Source organism: Alkalihalophilus sp. As8PL, assembly GCF_040939795.1.
GTDB lineage: Bacteria > Bacillota > Bacilli > Bacillales > Bacillaceae_D > Alkalihalophilus > Alkalihalophilus lindianensis.
Genome location: NZ_CP162551.1, coordinates 236884 through 255456 on the forward strand (window position 1 = coordinate 236884; position 18573 = coordinate 255456).

General features: G+C 38.4%; 22 protein-coding genes. 4 read left to right on the forward strand and 18 right to left on the reverse strand.

Features of this window, described 5'->3' with window-relative positions:
• The 10 genes from AB3N04_RS02465 to AB3N04_RS02510 all read right to left on the reverse strand — a co-directional run bounded on the left by AB3N04_RS02465 (position 1) and on the right by AB3N04_RS02510 (position 9958).
• Complete coding sequence (locus AB3N04_RS02465) at positions 1 to 468, reverse strand: MarR family winged helix-turn-helix transcriptional regulator (protein WP_368504568.1); 468 nt, start codon at positions 466 to 468, stop codon at positions 1 to 3.
• A 175-nt stretch (positions 469 to 643) separates the two neighbouring features.
• A complete protein-coding gene (locus AB3N04_RS02470; RefSeq protein ID WP_368504570.1) occupies positions 644 to 2443 on the reverse strand; it encodes an ATP-binding protein in 1800 nt (599 codons plus the stop codon).
• On the reverse strand, positions 2443 to 3159 hold the full coding sequence (locus tag AB3N04_RS02475) for a response regulator (protein WP_368504571.1): 717 nt from the start codon (positions 3157 to 3159) through the stop codon (positions 2443 to 2445). The genes AB3N04_RS02470 and AB3N04_RS02475 overlap by 1 nt, the downstream gene beginning before the upstream one ends.
• A gap of 138 nt (positions 3160 to 3297) precedes the next feature.
• Entirely contained in the window at positions 3298 to 4485 is a 1188-nt protein-coding gene (gene ccsB, locus AB3N04_RS02480; protein WP_368504572.1) for a c-type cytochrome biogenesis protein CcsB, read from the reverse strand.
• Between the two features lie 15 nt (positions 4486 to 4500).
• Positions 4501 to 6165, reverse strand: coding sequence for a cytochrome c biogenesis protein ResB (locus tag AB3N04_RS02485; RefSeq protein WP_368504573.1), 1665 nt, complete (start codon positions 6163 to 6165; stop codon positions 4501 to 4503).
• 14 nt (positions 6166 to 6179) lie between these two features.
• Positions 6180 to 6707, reverse strand: coding sequence for a thiol-disulfide oxidoreductase ResA (gene resA / locus AB3N04_RS02490; protein WP_368504574.1), 528 nt, complete (start codon positions 6705 to 6707; stop codon positions 6180 to 6182).
• A gap of 83 nt (positions 6708 to 6790) precedes the next feature.
• Positions 6791 to 7519 (reverse strand): pseudouridine synthase, encoded by a 729-nt coding sequence (locus AB3N04_RS02495; RefSeq protein ID WP_368504575.1) that lies wholly within the window; start codon positions 7517 to 7519, stop codon positions 6791 to 6793.
• 171 nt (positions 7520 to 7690) lie between these two features.
• Entirely contained in the window at positions 7691 to 8224 is a 534-nt protein-coding gene (locus tag AB3N04_RS02500) for a spore maturation protein (protein ID WP_368504576.1), read from the reverse strand.
• Positions 8224 to 8817 (reverse strand): nucleoside recognition domain-containing protein, encoded by a 594-nt coding sequence (locus AB3N04_RS02505; RefSeq protein ID WP_368504577.1) that lies wholly within the window; start codon positions 8815 to 8817, stop codon positions 8224 to 8226. Before AB3N04_RS02505 ends, AB3N04_RS02500 begins: the two co-directional genes overlap by 1 nt.
• Positions 8807 to 9958: a D-alanyl-D-alanine carboxypeptidase family protein gene (locus AB3N04_RS02510; protein ID WP_368504578.1), complete on the reverse strand. Its 1152-nt coding sequence runs from the start codon at positions 9956 to 9958 to the stop codon at positions 8807 to 8809. Before AB3N04_RS02510 ends, AB3N04_RS02505 begins: the two co-directional genes overlap by 11 nt.
• Positions 9959 to 10177: 219 nt before the next feature.
• Here AB3N04_RS02510 and AB3N04_RS02515 point away from each other — a divergent pair, with 219 nt between their 5' ends.
• On the forward strand, positions 10178 to 10894 hold the full coding sequence (locus tag AB3N04_RS02515; protein ID WP_368504579.1) for a DUF421 domain-containing protein: 717 nt from the start codon (positions 10178 to 10180) through the stop codon (positions 10892 to 10894).
• Here AB3N04_RS02515 and AB3N04_RS02520 read toward each other — a convergent pair.
• The 7 genes from AB3N04_RS02520 to AB3N04_RS02550 all read right to left on the reverse strand — a co-directional run bounded on the left by AB3N04_RS02520 (position 10891) and on the right by AB3N04_RS02550 (position 14546).
• The gene (locus AB3N04_RS02520; protein ID WP_368504580.1) at positions 10891 to 11748 is read right to left on the reverse strand and encodes a DUF421 domain-containing protein; all 858 of its coding nucleotides are present in this window, start codon (positions 11746 to 11748) and stop codon (positions 10891 to 10893) included. The genes AB3N04_RS02515 and AB3N04_RS02520 overlap by 4 nt on opposite strands.
• A gap of 11 nt (positions 11749 to 11759) precedes the next feature.
• A complete protein-coding gene (locus AB3N04_RS02525; RefSeq protein WP_368504581.1) occupies positions 11760 to 11966 on the reverse strand; it encodes a DUF1657 domain-containing protein in 207 nt (68 codons plus the stop codon).
• An 11-nt stretch (positions 11967 to 11977) separates the two neighbouring features.
• Positions 11978 to 12328, reverse strand: coding sequence for a stage V sporulation protein AE (spoVAE, locus tag AB3N04_RS02530; protein ID WP_317120689.1), 351 nt, complete (start codon positions 12326 to 12328; stop codon positions 11978 to 11980).
• The gene (gene spoVAD / locus AB3N04_RS02535) at positions 12325 to 13341 is read right to left on the reverse strand and encodes a stage V sporulation protein AD (RefSeq protein ID WP_368504582.1); all 1017 of its coding nucleotides are present in this window, start codon (positions 13339 to 13341) and stop codon (positions 12325 to 12327) included. Before spoVAD ends, spoVAE begins: the two co-directional genes overlap by 4 nt.
• A 1-nt stretch (position 13342) precedes the next feature.
• Complete coding sequence (spoVAC, locus tag AB3N04_RS02540; protein ID WP_368504583.1) at positions 13343 to 13822, reverse strand: stage V sporulation protein AC; 480 nt, start codon at positions 13820 to 13822, stop codon at positions 13343 to 13345.
• Positions 13823 to 13833: 11 nt separating this feature from the next.
• Positions 13834 to 14259, reverse strand: coding sequence for a YhcN/YlaJ family sporulation lipoprotein (locus AB3N04_RS02545; protein WP_368504584.1), 426 nt, complete (start codon positions 14257 to 14259; stop codon positions 13834 to 13836).
• Between the two features lie 83 nt (positions 14260 to 14342).
• Positions 14343 to 14546, reverse strand: coding sequence for a DUF1657 domain-containing protein (locus AB3N04_RS02550; protein ID WP_012958408.1), 204 nt, complete (start codon positions 14544 to 14546; stop codon positions 14343 to 14345).
• A 113-nt stretch (positions 14547 to 14659) separates the two neighbouring features.
• Between AB3N04_RS02550 and AB3N04_RS02555 the strand changes: the two genes are divergently transcribed.
• The 3 genes from AB3N04_RS02555 (at position 14660) to AB3N04_RS02565 (ending at position 17581) form a co-directional block, all read left to right on the forward strand.
• Positions 14660 to 15178 (forward strand): hypothetical protein, encoded by a 519-nt coding sequence (locus AB3N04_RS02555; RefSeq protein ID WP_368504585.1) that lies wholly within the window; start codon positions 14660 to 14662, stop codon positions 15176 to 15178.
• Positions 15179 to 15296: 118 nt separating this feature from the next.
• Complete coding sequence (locus AB3N04_RS02560) at positions 15297 to 15998, forward strand: DUF421 domain-containing protein (RefSeq protein WP_317120684.1); 702 nt, start codon at positions 15297 to 15299, stop codon at positions 15996 to 15998.
• On the forward strand, positions 15995 to 17581 hold the full coding sequence (locus tag AB3N04_RS02565) for an alkaline phosphatase family protein (protein WP_368504586.1): 1587 nt from the start codon (positions 15995 to 15997) through the stop codon (positions 17579 to 17581). Before AB3N04_RS02560 ends, AB3N04_RS02565 begins: the two co-directional genes overlap by 4 nt.
• Before the next feature lie 41 nt (positions 17582 to 17622).
• Here the strand turns inward: AB3N04_RS02565 and AB3N04_RS02570 are convergent, their stop codons facing one another.
• Positions 17623 to 18510 carry a superoxide dismutase gene (locus AB3N04_RS02570; protein ID WP_368504587.1) on the reverse strand — a complete coding sequence of 296 codons (888 nt, stop codon included), beginning with the start codon at positions 18508 to 18510 and terminating at the stop codon, positions 17623 to 17625.
• Positions 18511 to 18573 lie beyond the last annotated feature (63 nt).

Here is an 18573-nt window from a genome sequence, read left to right on the forward strand (position 1 = left end):
TTATTCTTCCTCTCGTCTATCCTCTTTCTTTAGTGACTCGCATTGAATATTTCCTTCTACTTTTTTTAACCACGATAAAAGCAAGGCTTTTTCTTCATCTGAAAAGCCAATCATTAAGTTTGATTCAAGATGATTCATTTCCTCCCAAAGCTCTCCTTCGATCGCTTCTCCCTTGCTCGATAGATGAATATACTTTGCACGTTTATCGACATCACTATTTACTTTTTTAATAAAATCTTTTTTCAATAGCGAATCAATGACGCCATTCATTGTCGAGCCTTTAACAAATAACCTTTTTTGAAGTTCAACTTGAGTTTGAGCTCCATAATAGGCTAGTAAATAGAGTACTCTTGCTTGAGCTACAGTTAACTCAAACTCTGCTAACTTTTGATTATATTGATTATGAATTTGATGAGCTACCAGACCAATATGATAGCCAACTCTATTATCCAGTTGCCTCAACGACATTAGTTAGCCTCCTAATTAAAAATTCCTTTATTATTGTATCAACTCAAAATAATTTAATCAATTTAAATGATTTACCATAAGAATACTATTAGGATACTAATCATTTATCGACTAAAAAGATGGCAGCAACCAATTGGTTACTGCCATCTAAGAAATGTTTCAGATGAAACAAGATTTATCGAGATATTTCGTCTTCGTCGGTTAACAAGGAAGGAAGAAAGAAGGAAAATGTCGTACCTTCATCCATTTTGCTATGAACTGAAATTTGTCCTTTATGAGCATCGACAATATTTTTTGCAATAGCAAGCCCTAAGCCTGTACCCCCACGACCACGAGTCCGCGCTTTATCAGCCTTATAGAAACGTTCAAATACATATGGTAAATCTTCTTCCGGTATACCAGAACCTGTATCAATAACATCCAATTTGATGCCTTGTTCAAATGGTCTTACCTTCAATGTTACCTTCCCATTTTCACTTGTGTGCCTAATAGCATTATGAATGAGATTAGTAAGAACCTGTTCAATTCGATCAGGATCAAATGCGACCTGCTGATCATCTCCTTTAATGTCTAACACTAACGTCACACCTTGCTCTTTTGCATAACCTTGAAACTTACGCACAATTCGATCTGTAAAAGCCCGCTGATCTACTTTTTCTTTATGAAGCTCTATATGACCAGCTTCCATTCTAGCTAAATCAAGTAGTTCGTTGACGAGACGCCCCATACGTAATGATTCATCATAAATAATTTTAGCAAACTCTTTTTTATCTTCCTCAGAACCAGCTATGTCATCAATAATGGCTTCACTGTATCCTTGTAACATGGAAACCGGAGTACGCAATTCGTGAGACACATTCGCAATAAAATCTTTACGTAATTTATCATGGCGACGTTCTTCTGTCATATCACGAATAACAGCCACAGCTCCCCGTACATACTCTCTATCGTAGAGCGGTGTCATTAAAATAGCCCAGCTTCTACCTTGAACATCAATTTCTATCATTTGTTCTTTTTCGACTGAAACGACTCGTTGAAAAAGTTGTTGAACCGCTTGTGGTAATTCAGAGGCATCTTCAGTAACACCTTGTTCATAAAACCACGACTGCATAAATCGCTCAGCTGGAGGATTTGTGACAACAAGCTTACCTTTACGGTCTAACGTAATAACTCCATCTGCCATACTTACTAGAATTCTGGAAAGTTGCTCCTTTTCTTGATTAAGGGCATGAATATTCCGGTTTAATTCACGTCCCATTCGATTAAAAGCCATCGCCAGTTGACCGATTTCATCGTGGGTTAGAATAGGAACCTTGGTTTTAAACTGACCTTGCGCAACTTCTAGAGCAACTTGTCTCATTTTCCGAAGAGGTGCTGTTATTCTTGTAGATAAGAAAAAGGTAAAAATAGTCGTTAATACAATAGCAATTCCTGCTGAAAAATAAACTATTCTTTTCGTTTCATTTGACGTTTCTTCTATCGCAGACAATGATTGGTATAGAAAAACAGCACTATTATCTAGTTCTGTTGGTTGAAGTGGGACTCCTACAACCATCATTTCTGTGCGACCGAGTTCTCCGTCTTCTTGAAAAGGAAAGTCACCTTCCGTTGCAACTACTTGCTCCCCGTTAAAAACTTCACTCAATGTTGGATTGGTCATAAATAGTTGCGCATAAATGTCATCATTAGCGGCATTATTCGTTCCCCAAACTTTCGTTCCCTCCACAAAAATGAGCGCATGTGTTTCAAAGGATGAACCATATTGAGAGATTGTTCTAAGCGCATCGTCTTGTTCATCGTACCCATCAAAAATTGCTGCAATCATATTGGCATGATTCACTAGTTGTGATTCTGCTTCGTTCACATGAAAACGTTCAAATGATTGAAGAAGCAAGACCATCAAAATCGTTAAAACAACCGAAACAAGTAATAATATCGTAAACCATAGCTTCCCTACTACGCTTCGCCACAACATTATTCTTTCTGTGCCTCAAACTTGTATCCAACTCCCCATACAGTTGAAATCATTGCCGCTGCTTCAGGAGATATACGGTTTAATTTTTCACGCAATCTTTTAATATGAGTGTCAACTGTTCTAAGATCTCCGAAGAAATCATAATTCCATACATCTTTTAACAGTTGTTCACGTGAAAAGACCTTATCCGGTGATTGGGCTAAATAATGAAGCAATTCATACTCTTTAGGTGTTAAACTAATTTCATCACCATCAACAGATACGCGGTGAGCATCATTATCAATTGTTAAATGTTGAAAAACAATCACATCTTTTGTTTGAGTATCCGTTTGTAAAAATTTCGTTGTAGAAGAACGTCGTAAAAGAGCTTTTACACGTAATACTACTTCACGTGGGCTAAATGGCTTTACAATATAATCATCCGTTCCGACTTCAAATCCTTGAACCCGATTAGCTTCTTCTCCTTTAGCTGTTAACATCATCACTGGTGTCGCTTTAGTTTTACGTAATTCTTGGCATACTTCAATTCCATCCATGCCAGGCATCATAATATCAAGTAAAATCAAGTCATAATCTACCTCAAGCGCCAAACTTAAAGCTTGTTCACCATTCTCAGCTTCTTCCACTTCATATTTTTCTCTTTCCAAATACATCTTTAGGAGCCTGCGAATACGATCCTCATCATCAACCACTAATATCTTTGCTTCTTTTTCCATATGTATGAAACCTCCTATTATGTAAATAAGATTCATTCCTTTAAGTGTAGCATGACCAATGATAAAAAATAAAATATCATGGTTTAATTAAGTAAACATAAAGAAAGACCCTCGCAAATCATCGAGGGTCTAAATCGCTTATGCGTATGAATGCAAGCCTGCAATAACCAAGTTAACGAAAACAAGGTTAAACATAATAATTGCAAATCCAATTACACATAACCAAGCTGAACGCTCTCCTTGCCATCCTCTTGATAAGCGAAGATGTAGATACGCTGCATAAAATAAAAATGTAACCAGAGCCCATACTTCTTTAGGGTCCCAACCCCAGAAACGAGACCAAGCAATTTGTGCCCAAATCATCGCAAAGATTAATCCACCAAGTGCGAAAATTGGGAAGCCTATTGCAATCGCACGATAACTTACTTCATCAACCGCTTGAGGACTAACCCCTTTTAATAACGGCTGTATTGCCCCACCAATGCGCTTGCGTAAAATCAATCGTAGAGCGACATATAAAATGAGACCCGAGATCAATGACCAGATCACTGTATTTAAGTCGTTACTACGAATGATAGCTGGTGCATTAAAAAATGGCTCCATCCGATTTTCAGTGATTAATTCACCTTCATTTGGTCCTACAAGAGGTGGAAGATTATATTCCATTTGTGTTTCTACATCTTGTTCATTCACATAATTGAATGTAGCTTCATAATTCATCGCATTAAAGAGATACCCGATTAAAATGAAGCCTACTAAACTAATTAGAGAATACATGACAAATTCAAAAGCACGTGTTCGTTTGTTTGCTTTAGTAAAATCTAATGTCCGGACTAGATACACTAGACCAGCTGCCATACCAATTGATAAAACACCTTGCCCTAGGGCAACTGTGATAACGTGAATCGTTAACCAACTACTTTGAAGAGCTGGAATCAATGGTTCTACTTCTCTTGGAAATAATGAGGCATAGGCTACAATCAACATAACGATTGGTAAAGTAAACATCCCCAGGACATTTGAGCGATAAATTGCATAAATAACATTAAAGGCCAGTCCAATCGCAATCCCAAGGAAGGTCATATATTCAAACATGTTACTAACCGGAGCATGTCCTGCATGAACCCATCTTGTAATAAAATAGCCTATTGCAAATAAGGATGCTGCAACAGATAATAGATATCCAATAAATCCCCATTTATTCCCAGTCATTTCTCCTGCCTTGTCACGCCATTTTCTACCGGTTACTGAAACAGCAAAGGTAATTGTCGCGGCAAGATAGAGGAAAAAGGCAACGTATAATAAATTTCCGCTTAAAGCTGCCATTTTTTACCCTCCTTGCTAATCTTCGTTCTTATTAGTTTGATTTGGAACTTCTACTTCTTTCTCTTTTTCCTCAACTTGATCGAGAGGAGACTTTAAATTAGTTTCTTTGATCGCTTCATCAATATCTTTACGTAAGGTTAGCCAGTTCTTATTCGTGTGACCAGCAATCCATACATCACCACTAATTCGTTGAACCCATATACGGCGATGTGCCCAGTATGATCCTTGAATTAACCCGATCATAAATATAACTCCACCTGCAATGAGTATAGGCAATGTACGATCTTTTCTCACTCCAAGGGCCGTTACATTATTAGTTTCGACATCAACAAAGGTCATTTTATAATCATTTTCACCAAGTGGTTCAAGGTTTTGACGAATTCCTACAAAACTAACTTCTCCCTCCGGTGTCTCTGGTGTAATCATTTCAAAAATAAAGACTGGATTATCTGGTATTTTCGAACGAGTTGAAGGGACATCATCATTATTCAAAAAATAATCAGGGAAATAATCACGAATGATTACCTCGTGCCCATCACCTAAATCATAGCTAGGCTCAGGATCATACAGATCAATATCCATTCGACCGAAAGTATCTCCGGTTTCTTTATTTTCAAGTGTAAAACTCATTGTTTTTAATTCATTTAGCTTATAATCAAGTTGATAGAAATTAAACCCATCATGGCTCATTGGGAAGTTCACCCGAATTGGGTGTTCAGCAACTTCTACTAACTCTCCAAGATCCCCTACCGTATCAGCGTCCGTTCGCTCATATAACCTTGCATCCGTTTGGAAATTTTTAACAACCGGACTTCCTGAACGTTCGATAGCCTCACCGAATATTTCATCATTTTCATCATAAAACTCTAATAGGAATCGATCATTTGCAATATAATATTGTCCATCCGTTCCAGGAACAACTACCTGATCTCCTTCACGGATCCACACATGCTCATCGATGTACATTCCAGGAAAATAGCGAAGCATACATCCAATTAAAAATAGGATTAGTCCAATGTGATTAACATAAGGACCCCATCTTGCGAAACGTCCTTTTTCCGCTACAAAATTTCCATTTTCTTCAGAGATCTTGTACTTATTTGCTTCTAGTCTCTCACGCACTTTACTAAACGTCGAATCTACTTCCTCTTGTGAGATGGACGAAGTTCCAAAAACACGTTGACGCTTCATAAAATTGGTATGACGGGTCACTCGTTGTGTTTTCAAAGCACGGTGCAAAGGTACTACGCGGTCAAGGCTGGCAATAATTAAAGAAACTCCAAGTCCTGCCACTAAAAGCATGTACCACCATGAGCTATACAAATTATGAAGACCTAATAAATAATAAATCTCACCTAAATATCCATACTCTTCAGCATAGTAAATGGATGGATTGGCTGTTGGAGGAATGTACATTTCTTGCGGAAATAATGTTCCGAGTGCTGAAGCTAATAAGGTTAAAACAATTAGCCATATCCCCACTTTTACTGAAGAAAAAAACATCCATATTTTATCAATAATTGTTGTTGTGTATGTTTGTGAACGTCTTGCTACACCTTCATACCTCATATCAAGAAGTTTTTTCTGTTCTAAATTCTCCTCAATAGGCTTTCCGCACGACTCACAAATCTCTGTACCATGCGGGTTTTTGTGTCCACATTCACAGGTAACTTTCTTCATGCCTTACACCTCAATTAAGTACCCGGTTTTATCATTTCTAGAAATTCTTTTACTTGACCTTCTGTCATGCCACCAGTGTGCACCTTAACAATCTCGCCATGTTCATCTATCAAAATCGTCGTAGGCAGTGGTGAAATACCATAAGCATCACTTACGCGCATCCCCTTATCAATCGCGATAGGGAAGGTTAGATTAAGACGATTGACAAATTGATTTACGGTTAACTCTGGCTCATTAACATTGACGGCCATAATCTCTACACCTTGTTCTTTGTACTCCTCATATAGATCTTCCATAATTGGCATTTCTTTTACACAAGGTGGACAGTATGTGCCCCAAAAGTTCAAGAATACTCCCTGACCTCGATACTCTTCTAATTCAAAGCGCTCACCTTCAAGGTCTTGTAATGCAAAGTTTACTGCATCATTCCCCGCTCTTGCGACACTACGATCAGCTATAAAGTTTGAGTAAAACGTATAGGCCAGGGCGATTGCAATCACTGCAAGTATGGACGTTCGCATAATTAAACGACTACGTTTCATTTTCTGTGTATCTCCCCTTTCTACACTAAGTAAATAGTGAATAACCCTATTATAGCGTTGTTCTTTTTTTACACTGTTTCACTTTATGACGGTTTGGTGACAGCTAATTCACGTAAATGCTTCACTTCAATTGGTTTCAGTGGACGGACATCTCCAGGATTCATTGTACGGATGTTCAAGAAGCTGTATTGTTCACGTTTAAGTTTCATTACAGGGTGACCAATCGCTTCAAACATACGACGTACTTGACGGTTTCTACCTTCGTGTATTGTTAACTGGACAATAGCCGTTTGTTTTTTCTTATCCATTGAGATAAGTTTTACTCTTGCTGGAGCTGTCTTGCCATCTTCCAACACCACACCATTTTGCAATCTTTTTAACTCTTCACGAGTTGGAATGCCTCTTACCTTTGCTACATACACTTTGTCAATTTTAAATTTAGGGTGCATTAATTGGTTTGCGAATTCTCCGTCGTTTGTTAAAAGAATTAAACCTGAAGTGTCATAATCCAATCTTCCAATTGGGAATACACGTTGTTCAATATTGATAAAATCAGTCACCACTTTGCGACCTTTTTCATCTTTCACACTTGAGATCACACCTTGTGGCTTGTACATTAAAAAATATACCGGCTCTTCTCGATCAATCGGTACACCTTCTACCTCGATTTGATCATTCTTTGCATTGACTTTTACACCTAGTTCACGAACAACTTGGCCATTCACTTTTACTTTTCCTTCGGTAATTAACGTCTCTGCTTTACGTCTTGACGTAATACCTGCTTGTGCTATAACTTTTTGTAACCGTTCCATTCTATTCATTCACCTCATGTTCCATCATACTCCCCAAAGTAGTAATTCTCAAGCAGAAGACACATTGTCTACTAAGGGTTCATCTATTTGTCACCATTATCACCTATTAAAAGGAATTTTATTGCATTTAAAAAGCCTAACTCTGATAAGTTATCAGTTTGTTAGGCTTTTTTATACACTGAATACCATCGAAACAATAATGATGGAAGCAATAATTCCAACAATATCAGCTAAAAGGCCAACTTTTAATGCATCACCCATCTTTTTAATTCCAACCGCTCCAAAATAAACCGTTAATACATACAAAGTTGTATCCGTACTTCCCTGCATGGTTGATGCTAGCCTTCCGATAAAAGAGTCAGGACCATACGTCGCGATGAGATCACTCGTCATACCAAGTGCACCCGTACCTGAAATCGGTCTAATCATAGCAAGAGGAACTATTTCTGAAGGTACACCTACAAGCTGTAACAATGGTTTCATGAATTCAATTAAAAACTCCATTGCCCCAGAGGCCCTAAAGACTGAAATCGCTACAAGCATTCCTACCAAGTAGGGAATAATAGAGATTGCCATCCCAAACCCTTCTTTTGCACCTTCGACAAAGGTTTCATAAGTGGGTACCCGTTTGTAAGTACCGTATAACAAAACAGTACCGATAAGAATAGGGATAAACCAGACTGAAACAACTGTTAATATACCCACTATACTCTCCCTCCTCTAACTCTACGGTAATAAAAATACCGATCGATCAGGATAGCACCTAACGTTGAGCAAGTGGTAGCAAGGAGCGTTGTCCCTACAATTTCAGTCGGGGAAACAGATCCATAACTCATACGAATGGAGATGACAGTCGTTGGTATAAGCGTAATACTAGCCGTATTAATCGCAAGCAACGTAATCATTGACCTGCTAGCTGAATCTACTCCACCATTTAGTTCCTTTAGTTGCTCCATTGCTTTAATCCCCATCGGAGTCGCTGCATTTCCTAACCCAAAGAGATTCGCCGTCATGTTAGAAAGAATATAGCCCATTGCAGGATGATTAGGAGGCACTTCTGGGAACAGTTTAGTAGCAATGGGTTTCATTATCTTCGCTAACCCTCTTAACATTCCAGCTACCTGAGCGATCCTCATTAACCCTAACCAGAATACAAGGATACTGATCAGTCCTATACAAATAGCTACCGCATCTTTTGCTCCTGCAAAAATGGCTTCATTTACCTCAGCCATTGTCCCATTAAATGCAGCGAAAACGATTCCGATGACAAGCATGGCTACCCATATCTTATTTATCAAAGGTCCTCACTCCAAGCGTCATTGAGAAAATACTTAGAAACCTTGACCAAAACCCCTGTTTTTCTTCTACTTCAGGCGCATCATAATAGAGGGGCACTTGACCAATTTTCTCACCAGAGAGCGTAACTTCTAATTTGCCTACAGGTTGTGGTGGAATGTACCCTTCTCTTTTTTCTTCAGTCGGTGGGCGATAAAGGGTTAGTTTTTGTTCTACTAAGCCTACCTCAGATTCAAGTAAAGGGTATTCAAATGTGTATGGACTATACACATGATTTTTATAAAATTCATCTTCTATATCTTTGAATTCTCCCTCTTCGACTAATGTTTTTAACGAATATGAATTAAATGCCCAATTAAAAAGATTCATGTGATCATGCCAATCACTTGGAGCATTTAATGTTACGACTATTAAATCAAGATCATCTTTCGTTGCTGTGGAAACCAGGGTCCTGCGAGCACGTTTTGTAAAACCAGTTTTTCCACCTGTTGAGTATTGGTATAGCTCTGTTAATAAGCGATTTTTATTATGCCAAACTCGAATTTGCTCCCCATCCACTCGATGACTTTTCGTAGAGGATATTTCCTGATATTGTGAGTTATTCATCGCGTATCTTGTGAGAAGAGCCATATCGTAAGCTGAGGAATAATGCTCTTCATGGTCATCTAGACCGTGAGGGTTTTGAAACTGAGTGCTTAACATGCCAAGCTCTCTTGCCTTTTCATTCATCAAATAGACAAATCCTTCTAAGCTACCTCCAACATGTTCAGCAATCGCTACTGCTGAATCATTCCCGCTTCTAAGCATTAAACCATATACTAAATCCTCTAATAAGATCTCTTCCCCAGCTCTTAAATAAATCGAAGAACCTTCTGTACCTTCAGCATTAGATGAGATCTTTACTAACTCTTTCATTTTGCCTGATTCAACCGCTAGAATAGCGGTCATGATCTTTGTAATACTTGCAATTCTTAAAGACTGTTCAGCATTTTTAGAATAGAGTATTCGTCCTGATTCTTGCTCCATAAGTATTGCCGCTTCAGCTGATACTGAAAAATTTCTAGCTTCTACTTGTGTTGGAGTTATAACAGAAGTAAGAAAGAGTAAACAAATAAGACCAAATGTTATTCCTTTTTTAAGCATGTATTATCCCCACCCCGTCTCGTTAGATATCTTTGATGAGTAGTCGACCGTCCTTACGAATTAGAGTCTAATCTACATATCTGTAAGACAAGTTTATGCATGAGGAGTCCATATATGACTTAAGATTTGGACAACACCTTTCTGTTTGCATACTGCTCCTCTAAGTGGAACATACTAACTGTTGATTCATTTCATATAAAATAGAAAGGGAGGAAAAATATGCTTTTTCAAGAATTAGCAATTGTGACTGGTCGTATCTTGACGATCCTCCCTTTATTGTTGTTTATGACGTTGACGATGGGGAAACGCTCAATTGGGCAAGTTCCTATCTTTGATTTCTTAGTTATTGTGACACTGGCTTCAGTAACTGGAGCAGATATTGCCGACCCTTCAGTTAGTCACATTCATACCGCATATGCGATTGTCGCTATTGCATTCTTTCAAAAAATTGTTGCATTGAACGTGATTCGAAACCGTCCTTTTGGAAAATGGATCACTTTTGAACCGACCGTTGTAGTCAAAGATGGGAAAATATTAGTCGATAATGTCGCTTCGATTCGCTATTCGATTGATAATATTTTACAGATGCTTAGACAAAAAGATGTATTTGACATAGGCGATGTGAAGCTTGCTATTATTGAAGCAAACGGGGATATTAGTATACAACGGAAACCGGAAAAAGCCATTCCAACCATTGAAGATTTAGGAATACACAAAAAGAATCTTGGTATTTCCTATCCAGTAATTATTGAAGGAAAGATGAGAGAAGAAGTTATGAAGGAATTAGGGTTAACAAAAGAATCACTCCGTAAAAAACTAGAGGGAATGGGAGTGATTCGACTAGATACAATATTTTTATGCACCATCAATCATGAAGGAGATCTACAATTAGCCTACTCAAGTAAAGATGAGTCACATGAACTTGTTCAGCATTAAGAAGTATACGGCTTTAGAAGGTTGATCAGCTCCGTTACTTCTTTTTCACACCACTCATAACGTTCTTTTGATCGTTGGTTATCTGTATCTAGGGCATACAAAGAAAAATCTGCTTGTACTTTTTTCAATCCTGCTGCAAGTAATGCTAACTCAACTGGTTCTGGAACGGTTAATTGATCGTCAAATAAATCAACCGTTAATTGACCATCATTATCTACTTGGGCAAGGAAAACATTTTCAACAGACGCATCTATTTTAGCAAGTTCAGTTTCCAACCATATGCGGTTTAACCCTCTTGTAGCTAATGGCTCGTCCATAATCTCGCCATCCTTAATGACGGTCTCCGGTTCTTTAGTGGGAGCAACTTTCATCTGCAATGCACTTGGATTAAGTGGTTGCTTGTCAGATTTCAGTAATACATTTAATTCTCCATTCGACTCAAGAACGGCAAATTCAACATCTGCTGTCTGAAAGACATCCTTTGAACGCAACCTTCTAAGCAGTTCGTCGCTTGTTACGTGTTGCTTTGTCATGTTATCTTCCAATATTTTTCCGTCCTTAATGAGAGGTACACCTCGACCATACATAAACGTACGAAAAGATGCGCTCTTCTCTACTAAAATTGATAAACCAATGGTAAATAAACCCCATACAACAAGTGCTGTTAACACAAAGGCAATCGGTATTTGAAGATTAAATGCTCCAATTGCGCCAATGATCGTCATGCCAGCAACTAATCCAAATTCAAAAGAAGAGCATTCTCCTATTGGTTTACGAATGAACCCTTTGAAAAATGCGAACAAAATAATGATGATACTCACACTGCGGATAACGACTTCCAGCCAACCAGGCATACTACCCCTCCTTAGTTCCCTTTATATTGCGGCTCTTCATGCTCCAAAAACATGATCTGCTTCTCTATTTCACTTATAATTGTTCTCGCTTTCAAAGAAGCTTGATGATACACTTTTTCTGACCCATTATCTGATGATTGTAGGGCTAACTTTGATAACGTTGCTTCAATCCCTTTTAATGAATAAAGGGTCCCTTTCACTTGTGATGCTACAGACATAATAGACGCTCCTAACCTTTTGGTTTAAAAACAAGAGAAGCCAGAAAGCCAAAAATAATAGCGGCTGATATCCCAGCACTTGTCACTTCAAAAATACCAGTAATCACACCGATCAGCCCATTCGTTTCTGCTTCAGCCATTGCCCCGTGTACAAGCGCATTACCAAAGCTCGTAATTGGAACGGTAGCACCGGCTCCAGCAAAATCAATTAAGGGCTCATATAGCCCAAACCCATCTAATATTGCTCCTGTAACAACGAGTGTGCTCATTGTGTGAGCTGGTGTTAACTTTCCCACATCCATTAATAATTGACCTATAACACAAATCAGCCCACCTACTATAAATGCCCAGAAAAATATCATGATATGAGACCTCCCGCTTCAATTGCGACTGCATGCGCAATACAAGGAATCGTCTCTTTTTGCTGAAAGGATAATGGAGACAACAAGGCTCCTGTGGCTACAATGAGCATCCGTTTAATCTCTCCACGTTTCATTCGATTCAGTAAATGTCCATAAGTGACTGAAGCTGAGCATCCAGGCCCACTAGCCCCTGCTAATACTGGTTGACCTTCGCGATAAATCATCAGGCCACAATCTTGAAACACTCCTTCTGCAAGATTCATTCCGCGTTCTTCTAACATTTCTTTGGCAATTGGTAATCCAATATTTCCTAAATCTCCTGTAGCAATTAAATCGTAATGATCAATTGGCAGCCTAAGGTCACGAAAATGCGATTCAATGGTATCTACTGCAGCTGGTGCCATCGCACCACCCATATTAAAAGGATCCGACATCCCCATATCAATAACTTTACCTATCGTAGCAGAAGTAACAACAGGACCTTCTCCTTGCTTGGAGACAACAGCAGCACCTGATGCAGTAACAGTCCATTGGGCAGTAGGTGGCTTTTGCCCACCATACTCAGTGGGATATCTAAATTGCTTTTCAGTCGCTGCATTATGACTTGTTGCAGCTGTCACTACATGATTTGCTCCGTCTGCATTCACTAAGAATGCCGCTAATGCAAGTCCTTCCATTGAAGTTGAACACGCACCGAACATACCGAGGTATGGGATACAAAGCATTCGACAAGCAAAACTTGATGGAGTCAATTGATTAAGTAGATCGCCCGCTAACATAAATTGTATATCGCCGTTTGTTAACTCTGCTTTTTCAATGGCTCTAGTTACAGATTCCTCTAATAACACTCTTTGAGCTTTTTCATATGAATCCTGACCTAACCATAGATCTTCATGGAGAAGATCAAAATCATTGGCTAACATACCATTCGCTTCAAATGGCCCACCTACCACCCCAGTAGAAGTGATAACAGGCTTGTTCTCAAACACCCACGATTGATGACCTTTTAACATCCTATAACCCTCCCCACTGAATAAGAATCGTCTTAACAATTGCAATTAAAAAGGCTGCCACTGTCCCAAAAACGATAACCGAACCGGCTAATTTGAACATATTACCCCCAACACCTAGTACATAGCCTTCTGTACGATGCTCGATAGCCGCAGATGCTATTGAGTTTGCAAACCCAGTTACCGGAACAGCTGTACCTGCACCGGCAAATTGTGCGTATCGATCATACACACCGAAGCCAGTTAGTAAAACGGAAAGAAAAATTAAAACTGCCACTGTAGGGTTCCCTGCGGTTCGTTCTGTAAAATCAAAAAAAGTAAAAAACATCGTTTGGATGCCTTGACCAAAAACACAGATTAATCCACCAATCAAAAAGGCTCGGATGCAATTTTTCGCTACAGGTCGTTTTAATTCATGCTTTTGAGCAAGGCGTTGATAGGCTTGTTGAGTTGGTGTAACATTTTTCATCTTACTAGAAGACATATTCTCACCTCCTACCCTTTCATTTTTTCTTCTAATTCTTTTAATTTGGTTGAAAAACGCTTTTCACTAATCGTTTTCTTCTTCAGCTCTTGCTCCAACTTTTCTAATTCCATATAAATTTTCTTATCAGTCGAGACATGAACGGTCTCTTTTGGAAAACGTTTCGCTACGTTCTCGTGACCCCGCTTTCTAATATCATTTAAGTGAAAACGATCAAAGTGCTTCACACGCGGAGCTAAGTAAATACCCTGGTCATTTACCACACCTTTTACTTCTAGTACCTCTTCCATTGATAATAGAATTTGTTTGGCTTCATCTGCCTTTTCTTGAGCCACAATAGCCTGATTTCCTACCTGCAGTGGTTGAATCGTTTCAGCTTGTGGACCACATCCACCCAAAATCATTATTCCAATTATGATTGCTAGGAAATGTTTCACCTTCACACCACCCTTTCTTTTGATAAAATGATGTATGGAAAAGCTAAGCATCTTTCGTAAGGATGCTTAGCGCCGTTTTAAGATTATTGTTTATATTGCGGTTCTTCTTGCTCAATTTCTTGAAGACGCGGATTTAATCCGTCAACAATTCCTTGAGTTTGCGTAGCCAGTTGTTGAAATAATTGCTTCGCTTGTTGATTGTCTGTTTCAAGAGCAAATGTTTCTAGACTTGCTTGTGCACTTTTTAAACCTGAGATTGTTTGTTTCATTTTGTTCGCTACAGTCATCATGTCACACCCTTTCTCTTTAACATCGTTAATAGGATGAAATAAAACAGTCCATCTTATTAGATACAATTTATGTAAATTGCTATTATTGAACACATAGAAAGGAATTTATCATGTCGATCTCTTCACTAATTATTTTTATATTTTTGATTGGAAATACAGTGCTTCTATTCATTCTTCTTATTAAGCAGAACAAGCAAGCTAATGAAAGACTTCATTTAATTGCACTAATGCAAAAGGAACGGAAACGTTATAATAGCGAGAAAAATAAAGAACTGGTTAAAGAACAACGGACCCATATGCTCCTTCTAGCACTTCGAATTAGAGAGGCAGTTGATAAACAAACGGAAGACATACATGCAAGGGTGATTGAAGACGCACCTTTAGCACATGGAATGAGTAACGAAGAGATGGCTGGCTGTTTCTCAACAAAACAAGCTCTAGCAGTGGAAAATCTCTTCATACTATTTCGTCATTACGTGGATGCCTATTGGTTAACAGACCAAAAGCAGCCGAAGAATCTCTTTCGAGGCACTAAAGAGGACCCTACCTCTGAACTATCCCAACTACACAATGCTTCTCGTCAACTAGTTAAAAAAATAGACCAGCTTTTAATTGATATTCAAAAATAAAAATAAAGAAAAAGCCCATTCAAATGTAAAATACATTCTGAATGGGCTTTATTACTTTTATCATAAAAACAGTTATTCTGTTAACAATAAGGAGGATTAAATTTAAAGGGGTATTGCTGTGCATACTAATTTCCTATCGCTGACCACAGAATTACTTGTCGGTTTTTTTGCTTTATTAGTGTTAACGAAATTGTTAGGTAAAAACCAAATAACACAGCTCACACCTTTTGATTTCATCTCAGCACTTGTATTAGGGGAGCTCGTCGGTAATGCGATTTATGATAAAGAAATAGGTCTTCATTATGTCCTCTATGCAATCGTTTTTTGGGGTACATTAATTTATTTTATCGAAATGATTACTCAAAAATTTAGAGGTTCGAGAGCCTGGCTCGAAGGCACACCTTCGCTTGTTATTTCTAAAGGGAAAATACAATATGAAGAGCTCAAAAAAAACAAACTTGATTTAAATCAATTACAACATCTCTTACGCGAGAAGGACGTGTTTTCAATACGAGAAGTCCAATATGGCATTCTTGAAACAAACGGATCCGTAAGTGTACTAAAAAAACAACCTTTTGATACTCCTATCAATAAAGATTTAAACATACCTGCAAAATCAGTCACACTTCCGATCCTGCTTATTCTTGATGGAGAACTTATTCCTGAGAGCTTAGGATTATTAAACCAAAATGAAGAATGGCTCACAAAAGAACTACTTAACAGAGGAATCCCAGGTGTAAATGCGGTATTATACGCTGAATGGTTAGACGGAAAAGGATTTGAAATACAGACTTATGAAAGAAAGAAGGGTAAAAATTGAGGATATATCTTTTACTATTATTATTTAGCATTTTTCTAATTCTTAGTAGTTGCCAAAGCACATCGAATGATTCTCCTGAAGGAGCTAGTATTCAATCTAATGATGGCCCTTCGAAGAAAATTATTGTTGTAATGGTCGACTCCATGAAGCCTGAATTGGTTAGAAAAGGAATAAAAGAAGGACGAACCCCCGCGATTGCTTTTTTAAGTGATCATGGAAAAGTGTTTAATGACTTAATTTCACCGTTTCCTTCTATGTCTGTAGTCATCGAAAGTTCTCTTATTACTGGTGTAGGACCAGAAGATCATCACATTCCAGGTTTGATGTGGTATAACCAAACCGAAAACCGACTTGTCGATTACGGAACTACAACTTATAGAACTTTCAAACTTGGGACTGAGCAAATACTTGAAGACGCCCTTTCGAATTTAAACAACCTACATTTAAATCCTGAAATTTCTACTATATACGATGATGCTTCCACTTTAGGGGTAACAACTGGCTCATTTAACATGTTGCTCTATAGAGGACCCAAAGAACATACCTTAGCCATTCCCCCTCTTGTTCATCATGGTCTACATATGAAAGATAAATATGAAACAAAAGGACCGGACTTACTAGCATTCGGTAAGCTTATTAAACCAACAGCTGCAAAGGATCAATCATTGCCAGATGAGATCTACAATCAATATGGCCTTAATGATCAGTATTCAACAGAGGTCATCCAAGCTTTAATTAAGGCAAATCAACAACCTAATTTTCTAATGGCTTTCCTTCCTGATTTTGATAAAGAGGCTCATGAACATGGACCTTATTACTTAGATGGTTTTGCCAAAGCAGATTACCATTTACAGACCATTTTAAATAGTTATTCAAGCTGGGAGGAAGCAATTGAAGAAAATATATTCATTATCCTTGGTGATCACAGCCAAGTTAAGTTATACGATAAAGGGGAAGGAACTGCTATTGAACTTGAGCCACTATTAGAGCCATGGACGATAGCCAACCTTTTAGATGATCCAATAATGGGTGACTTTATTATTGCAAATAACCACAGAATGGCTTACCTGCATAAGACCTCTTCAAAGATTTCGTTTGAAGAGGTAGCCTCTCAGTTATTAAAAGATGAACGAATTGATCAAGTGGCATGGAGAGATAGTGATTATACTCTTATCCAAAAAGGTACTACACCTAAAAGTCTCCTGTTTAAAAAGGGAGGACCTTGGAAGGATCAATACGAGCAAACTTGGTCATTAAAAGGTGATGTAGATGTATTAGACCTTTCCCTAGATGATAATATGAAAACTTTGCAATATGGCAATTATCCAGATGGTCTAGAGCAAATACACTCTGCTCTGAAAAGTCAAGAAGGCTCATTAATTATAACAGCCAAACCAGGCTATATTTTGAAAACAGAAGGAGCCCCTGTTCATTATAATGGCGGTGAACACGGAGGTCTCCATGAAGAAGATACGAAAACGGTCTTAATTGTTACCGGTACTGATCAATATCCAACCTCTCGAAGAATAAGGGATTTAAAGGCATATTTTCTATCTCTGCTTAAGCAGTCTTCTGACCACTAAAAAAAGTTAGGGATAAGTGATTACTCTTATCCCTTATTTTTTTAGTAGGGGTGCCATTGTACTCCTTTAGCAGTCTCATAGCGACTATTGACTTCACGCCATTGAACGGTATTCCACCAATTTTGGATGTATGGTTTCCTTTCATTTTTGTATTGCAAGTAATAAGCATGCTCCCATACATCTAAAACGAGTAATGGAATTTGATCCTGTTGGGAAAGGTTCTGGTGCTTTTCTGCTTGTAAGATTTCAAGGCGATGAGATCTCGGAGCCCATACGAGCATCGTCCAGCCTCCACCTTCAACAGCGTTAGCAGCTGCTGAAAAATGTTCTTTCATTTTATCAAAACTTCCGAAATCAGCTCTTATTTGATCTAGCAATTCTCCTTTCGGTTCTCCCCCGCCTTCAGGACTCATAACTTCCCAAAAAATAGAATGCATATAATGACCTGCGCCATGGAACGCCGCTTCTCTTTCCCAATGTTTAATAAGATCATAGTCTCCTGAGCGCCTTGCTTCTTGCATTTTTTTCTCAGCTTTATTTAATCCATCTACATAGCTTTGATGGTGCTTATCGTGATGAAGGCGCATAATTTCTTCTGAAATATAAGGTTCTAATGCATTATAGGCATATGGGAGAGGAGGCAATGAGTGCCCTCCTATCGGAACGGGACTATTCCCAAGTTCGCTTCTAGTTTCCCCTATCATTTGATTCCATGCTTTAAATACTTCCAAAGCTGAACGTTCTAATACGTCCTGATGTTCTCCTTCTATTCGATCATCTTCTTCTAATGTGTCTAATAGCTTTGTAAGGCTCCGAATGAATGGGGATGTTTTCTCCTGTCCCACTTGTCCCTCAATAAAAGCTCCTTGCGTGTTCCATATGTCTTTTAATTGGTGCGCCCATTCTACTAGCTCCTTCTTATCATTCACCAAATCACCCTCCCTTGGTTTACTAATCGTTAAATTCTATGAATAAAGAGGCTTTTTGTGAAC

What these genes read in the sequence shown, in the direction of transcription:
- AB3N04_RS02470 (WP_368504570.1), bottom strand. Translation starts at nt 2,443, where the DNA reads ATGTTGTGGCGAAGCGTAGTAGGGAAGCTATGGTTTACGATATTATTA.
- spoVAD (WP_368504582.1), bottom strand. Translation starts at nt 13,341, where the DNA reads ATGTTAAAAGGTCATCAATCGTGGGTGTTTGAGAACAAGCCTGTTATC.
- AB3N04_RS02510 (WP_368504578.1), bottom strand. Translation starts at nt 9,958, where the DNA reads ATGCTTAAAAAAGGAATAACATTTGGTCTTATTTGTTTACTCTTTCTT.
- spoVAC (WP_368504583.1), bottom strand. Translation starts at nt 13,822, where the DNA reads ATGTCTTCTAGTAAGATGAAAAATGTTACACCAACTCAACAAGCCTAT.
- spoVAE (WP_317120689.1), bottom strand. Translation starts at nt 12,328, where the DNA reads ATGATATTTTTCTGGGCATTTATAGTAGGTGGGCTGATTTGTGTTATA.
- AB3N04_RS02475 (WP_368504571.1), bottom strand. Translation starts at nt 3,159, where the DNA reads ATGGAAAAAGAAGCAAAGATATTAGTGGTTGATGATGAGGATCGTATT.
- AB3N04_RS02465 (WP_368504568.1), bottom strand. Translation starts at nt 468, where the DNA reads ATGTCGTTGAGGCAACTGGATAATAGAGTTGGCTATCATATTGGTCTG.
- AB3N04_RS02485 (WP_368504573.1), bottom strand. Translation starts at nt 6,165, where the DNA reads ATGAAGAAAGTTACCTGTGAATGTGGACACAAAAACCCGCATGGTACA.
- AB3N04_RS02550 (WP_012958408.1), bottom strand. Translation starts at nt 14,546, where the DNA reads ATGACTGTAGCGAACAAAATGAAACAAACAATCTCAGGTTTAAAAAGT.
- AB3N04_RS02520 (WP_368504580.1), bottom strand. Translation starts at nt 11,748, where the DNA reads ATGCCTGGTTGGCTGGAAGTCGTTATCCGCAGTGTGAGTATCATCATT.
- ccsB (WP_368504572.1), bottom strand. Translation starts at nt 4,485, where the DNA reads ATGGCAGCTTTAAGCGGAAATTTATTATACGTTGCCTTTTTCCTCTAT.
- AB3N04_RS02495 (WP_368504575.1), bottom strand. Translation starts at nt 7,519, where the DNA reads ATGGAACGGTTACAAAAAGTTATAGCACAAGCAGGTATTACGTCAAGA.
- resA (WP_368504574.1), bottom strand. Translation starts at nt 6,707, where the DNA reads ATGAAACGTAGTCGTTTAATTATGCGAACGTCCATACTTGCAGTGATT.
- AB3N04_RS02525 (WP_368504581.1), bottom strand. Translation starts at nt 11,966, where the DNA reads ATGTCTGTAGCATCACAAGTGAAAGGGACCCTTTATTCATTAAAAGGG.
- AB3N04_RS02555 (WP_368504585.1), top strand. Translation starts at nt 14,660, where the DNA reads ATGTCGATCTCTTCACTAATTATTTTTATATTTTTGATTGGAAATACA.
- AB3N04_RS02515 (WP_368504579.1), top strand. Translation starts at nt 10,178, where the DNA reads ATGCTTTTTCAAGAATTAGCAATTGTGACTGGTCGTATCTTGACGATC.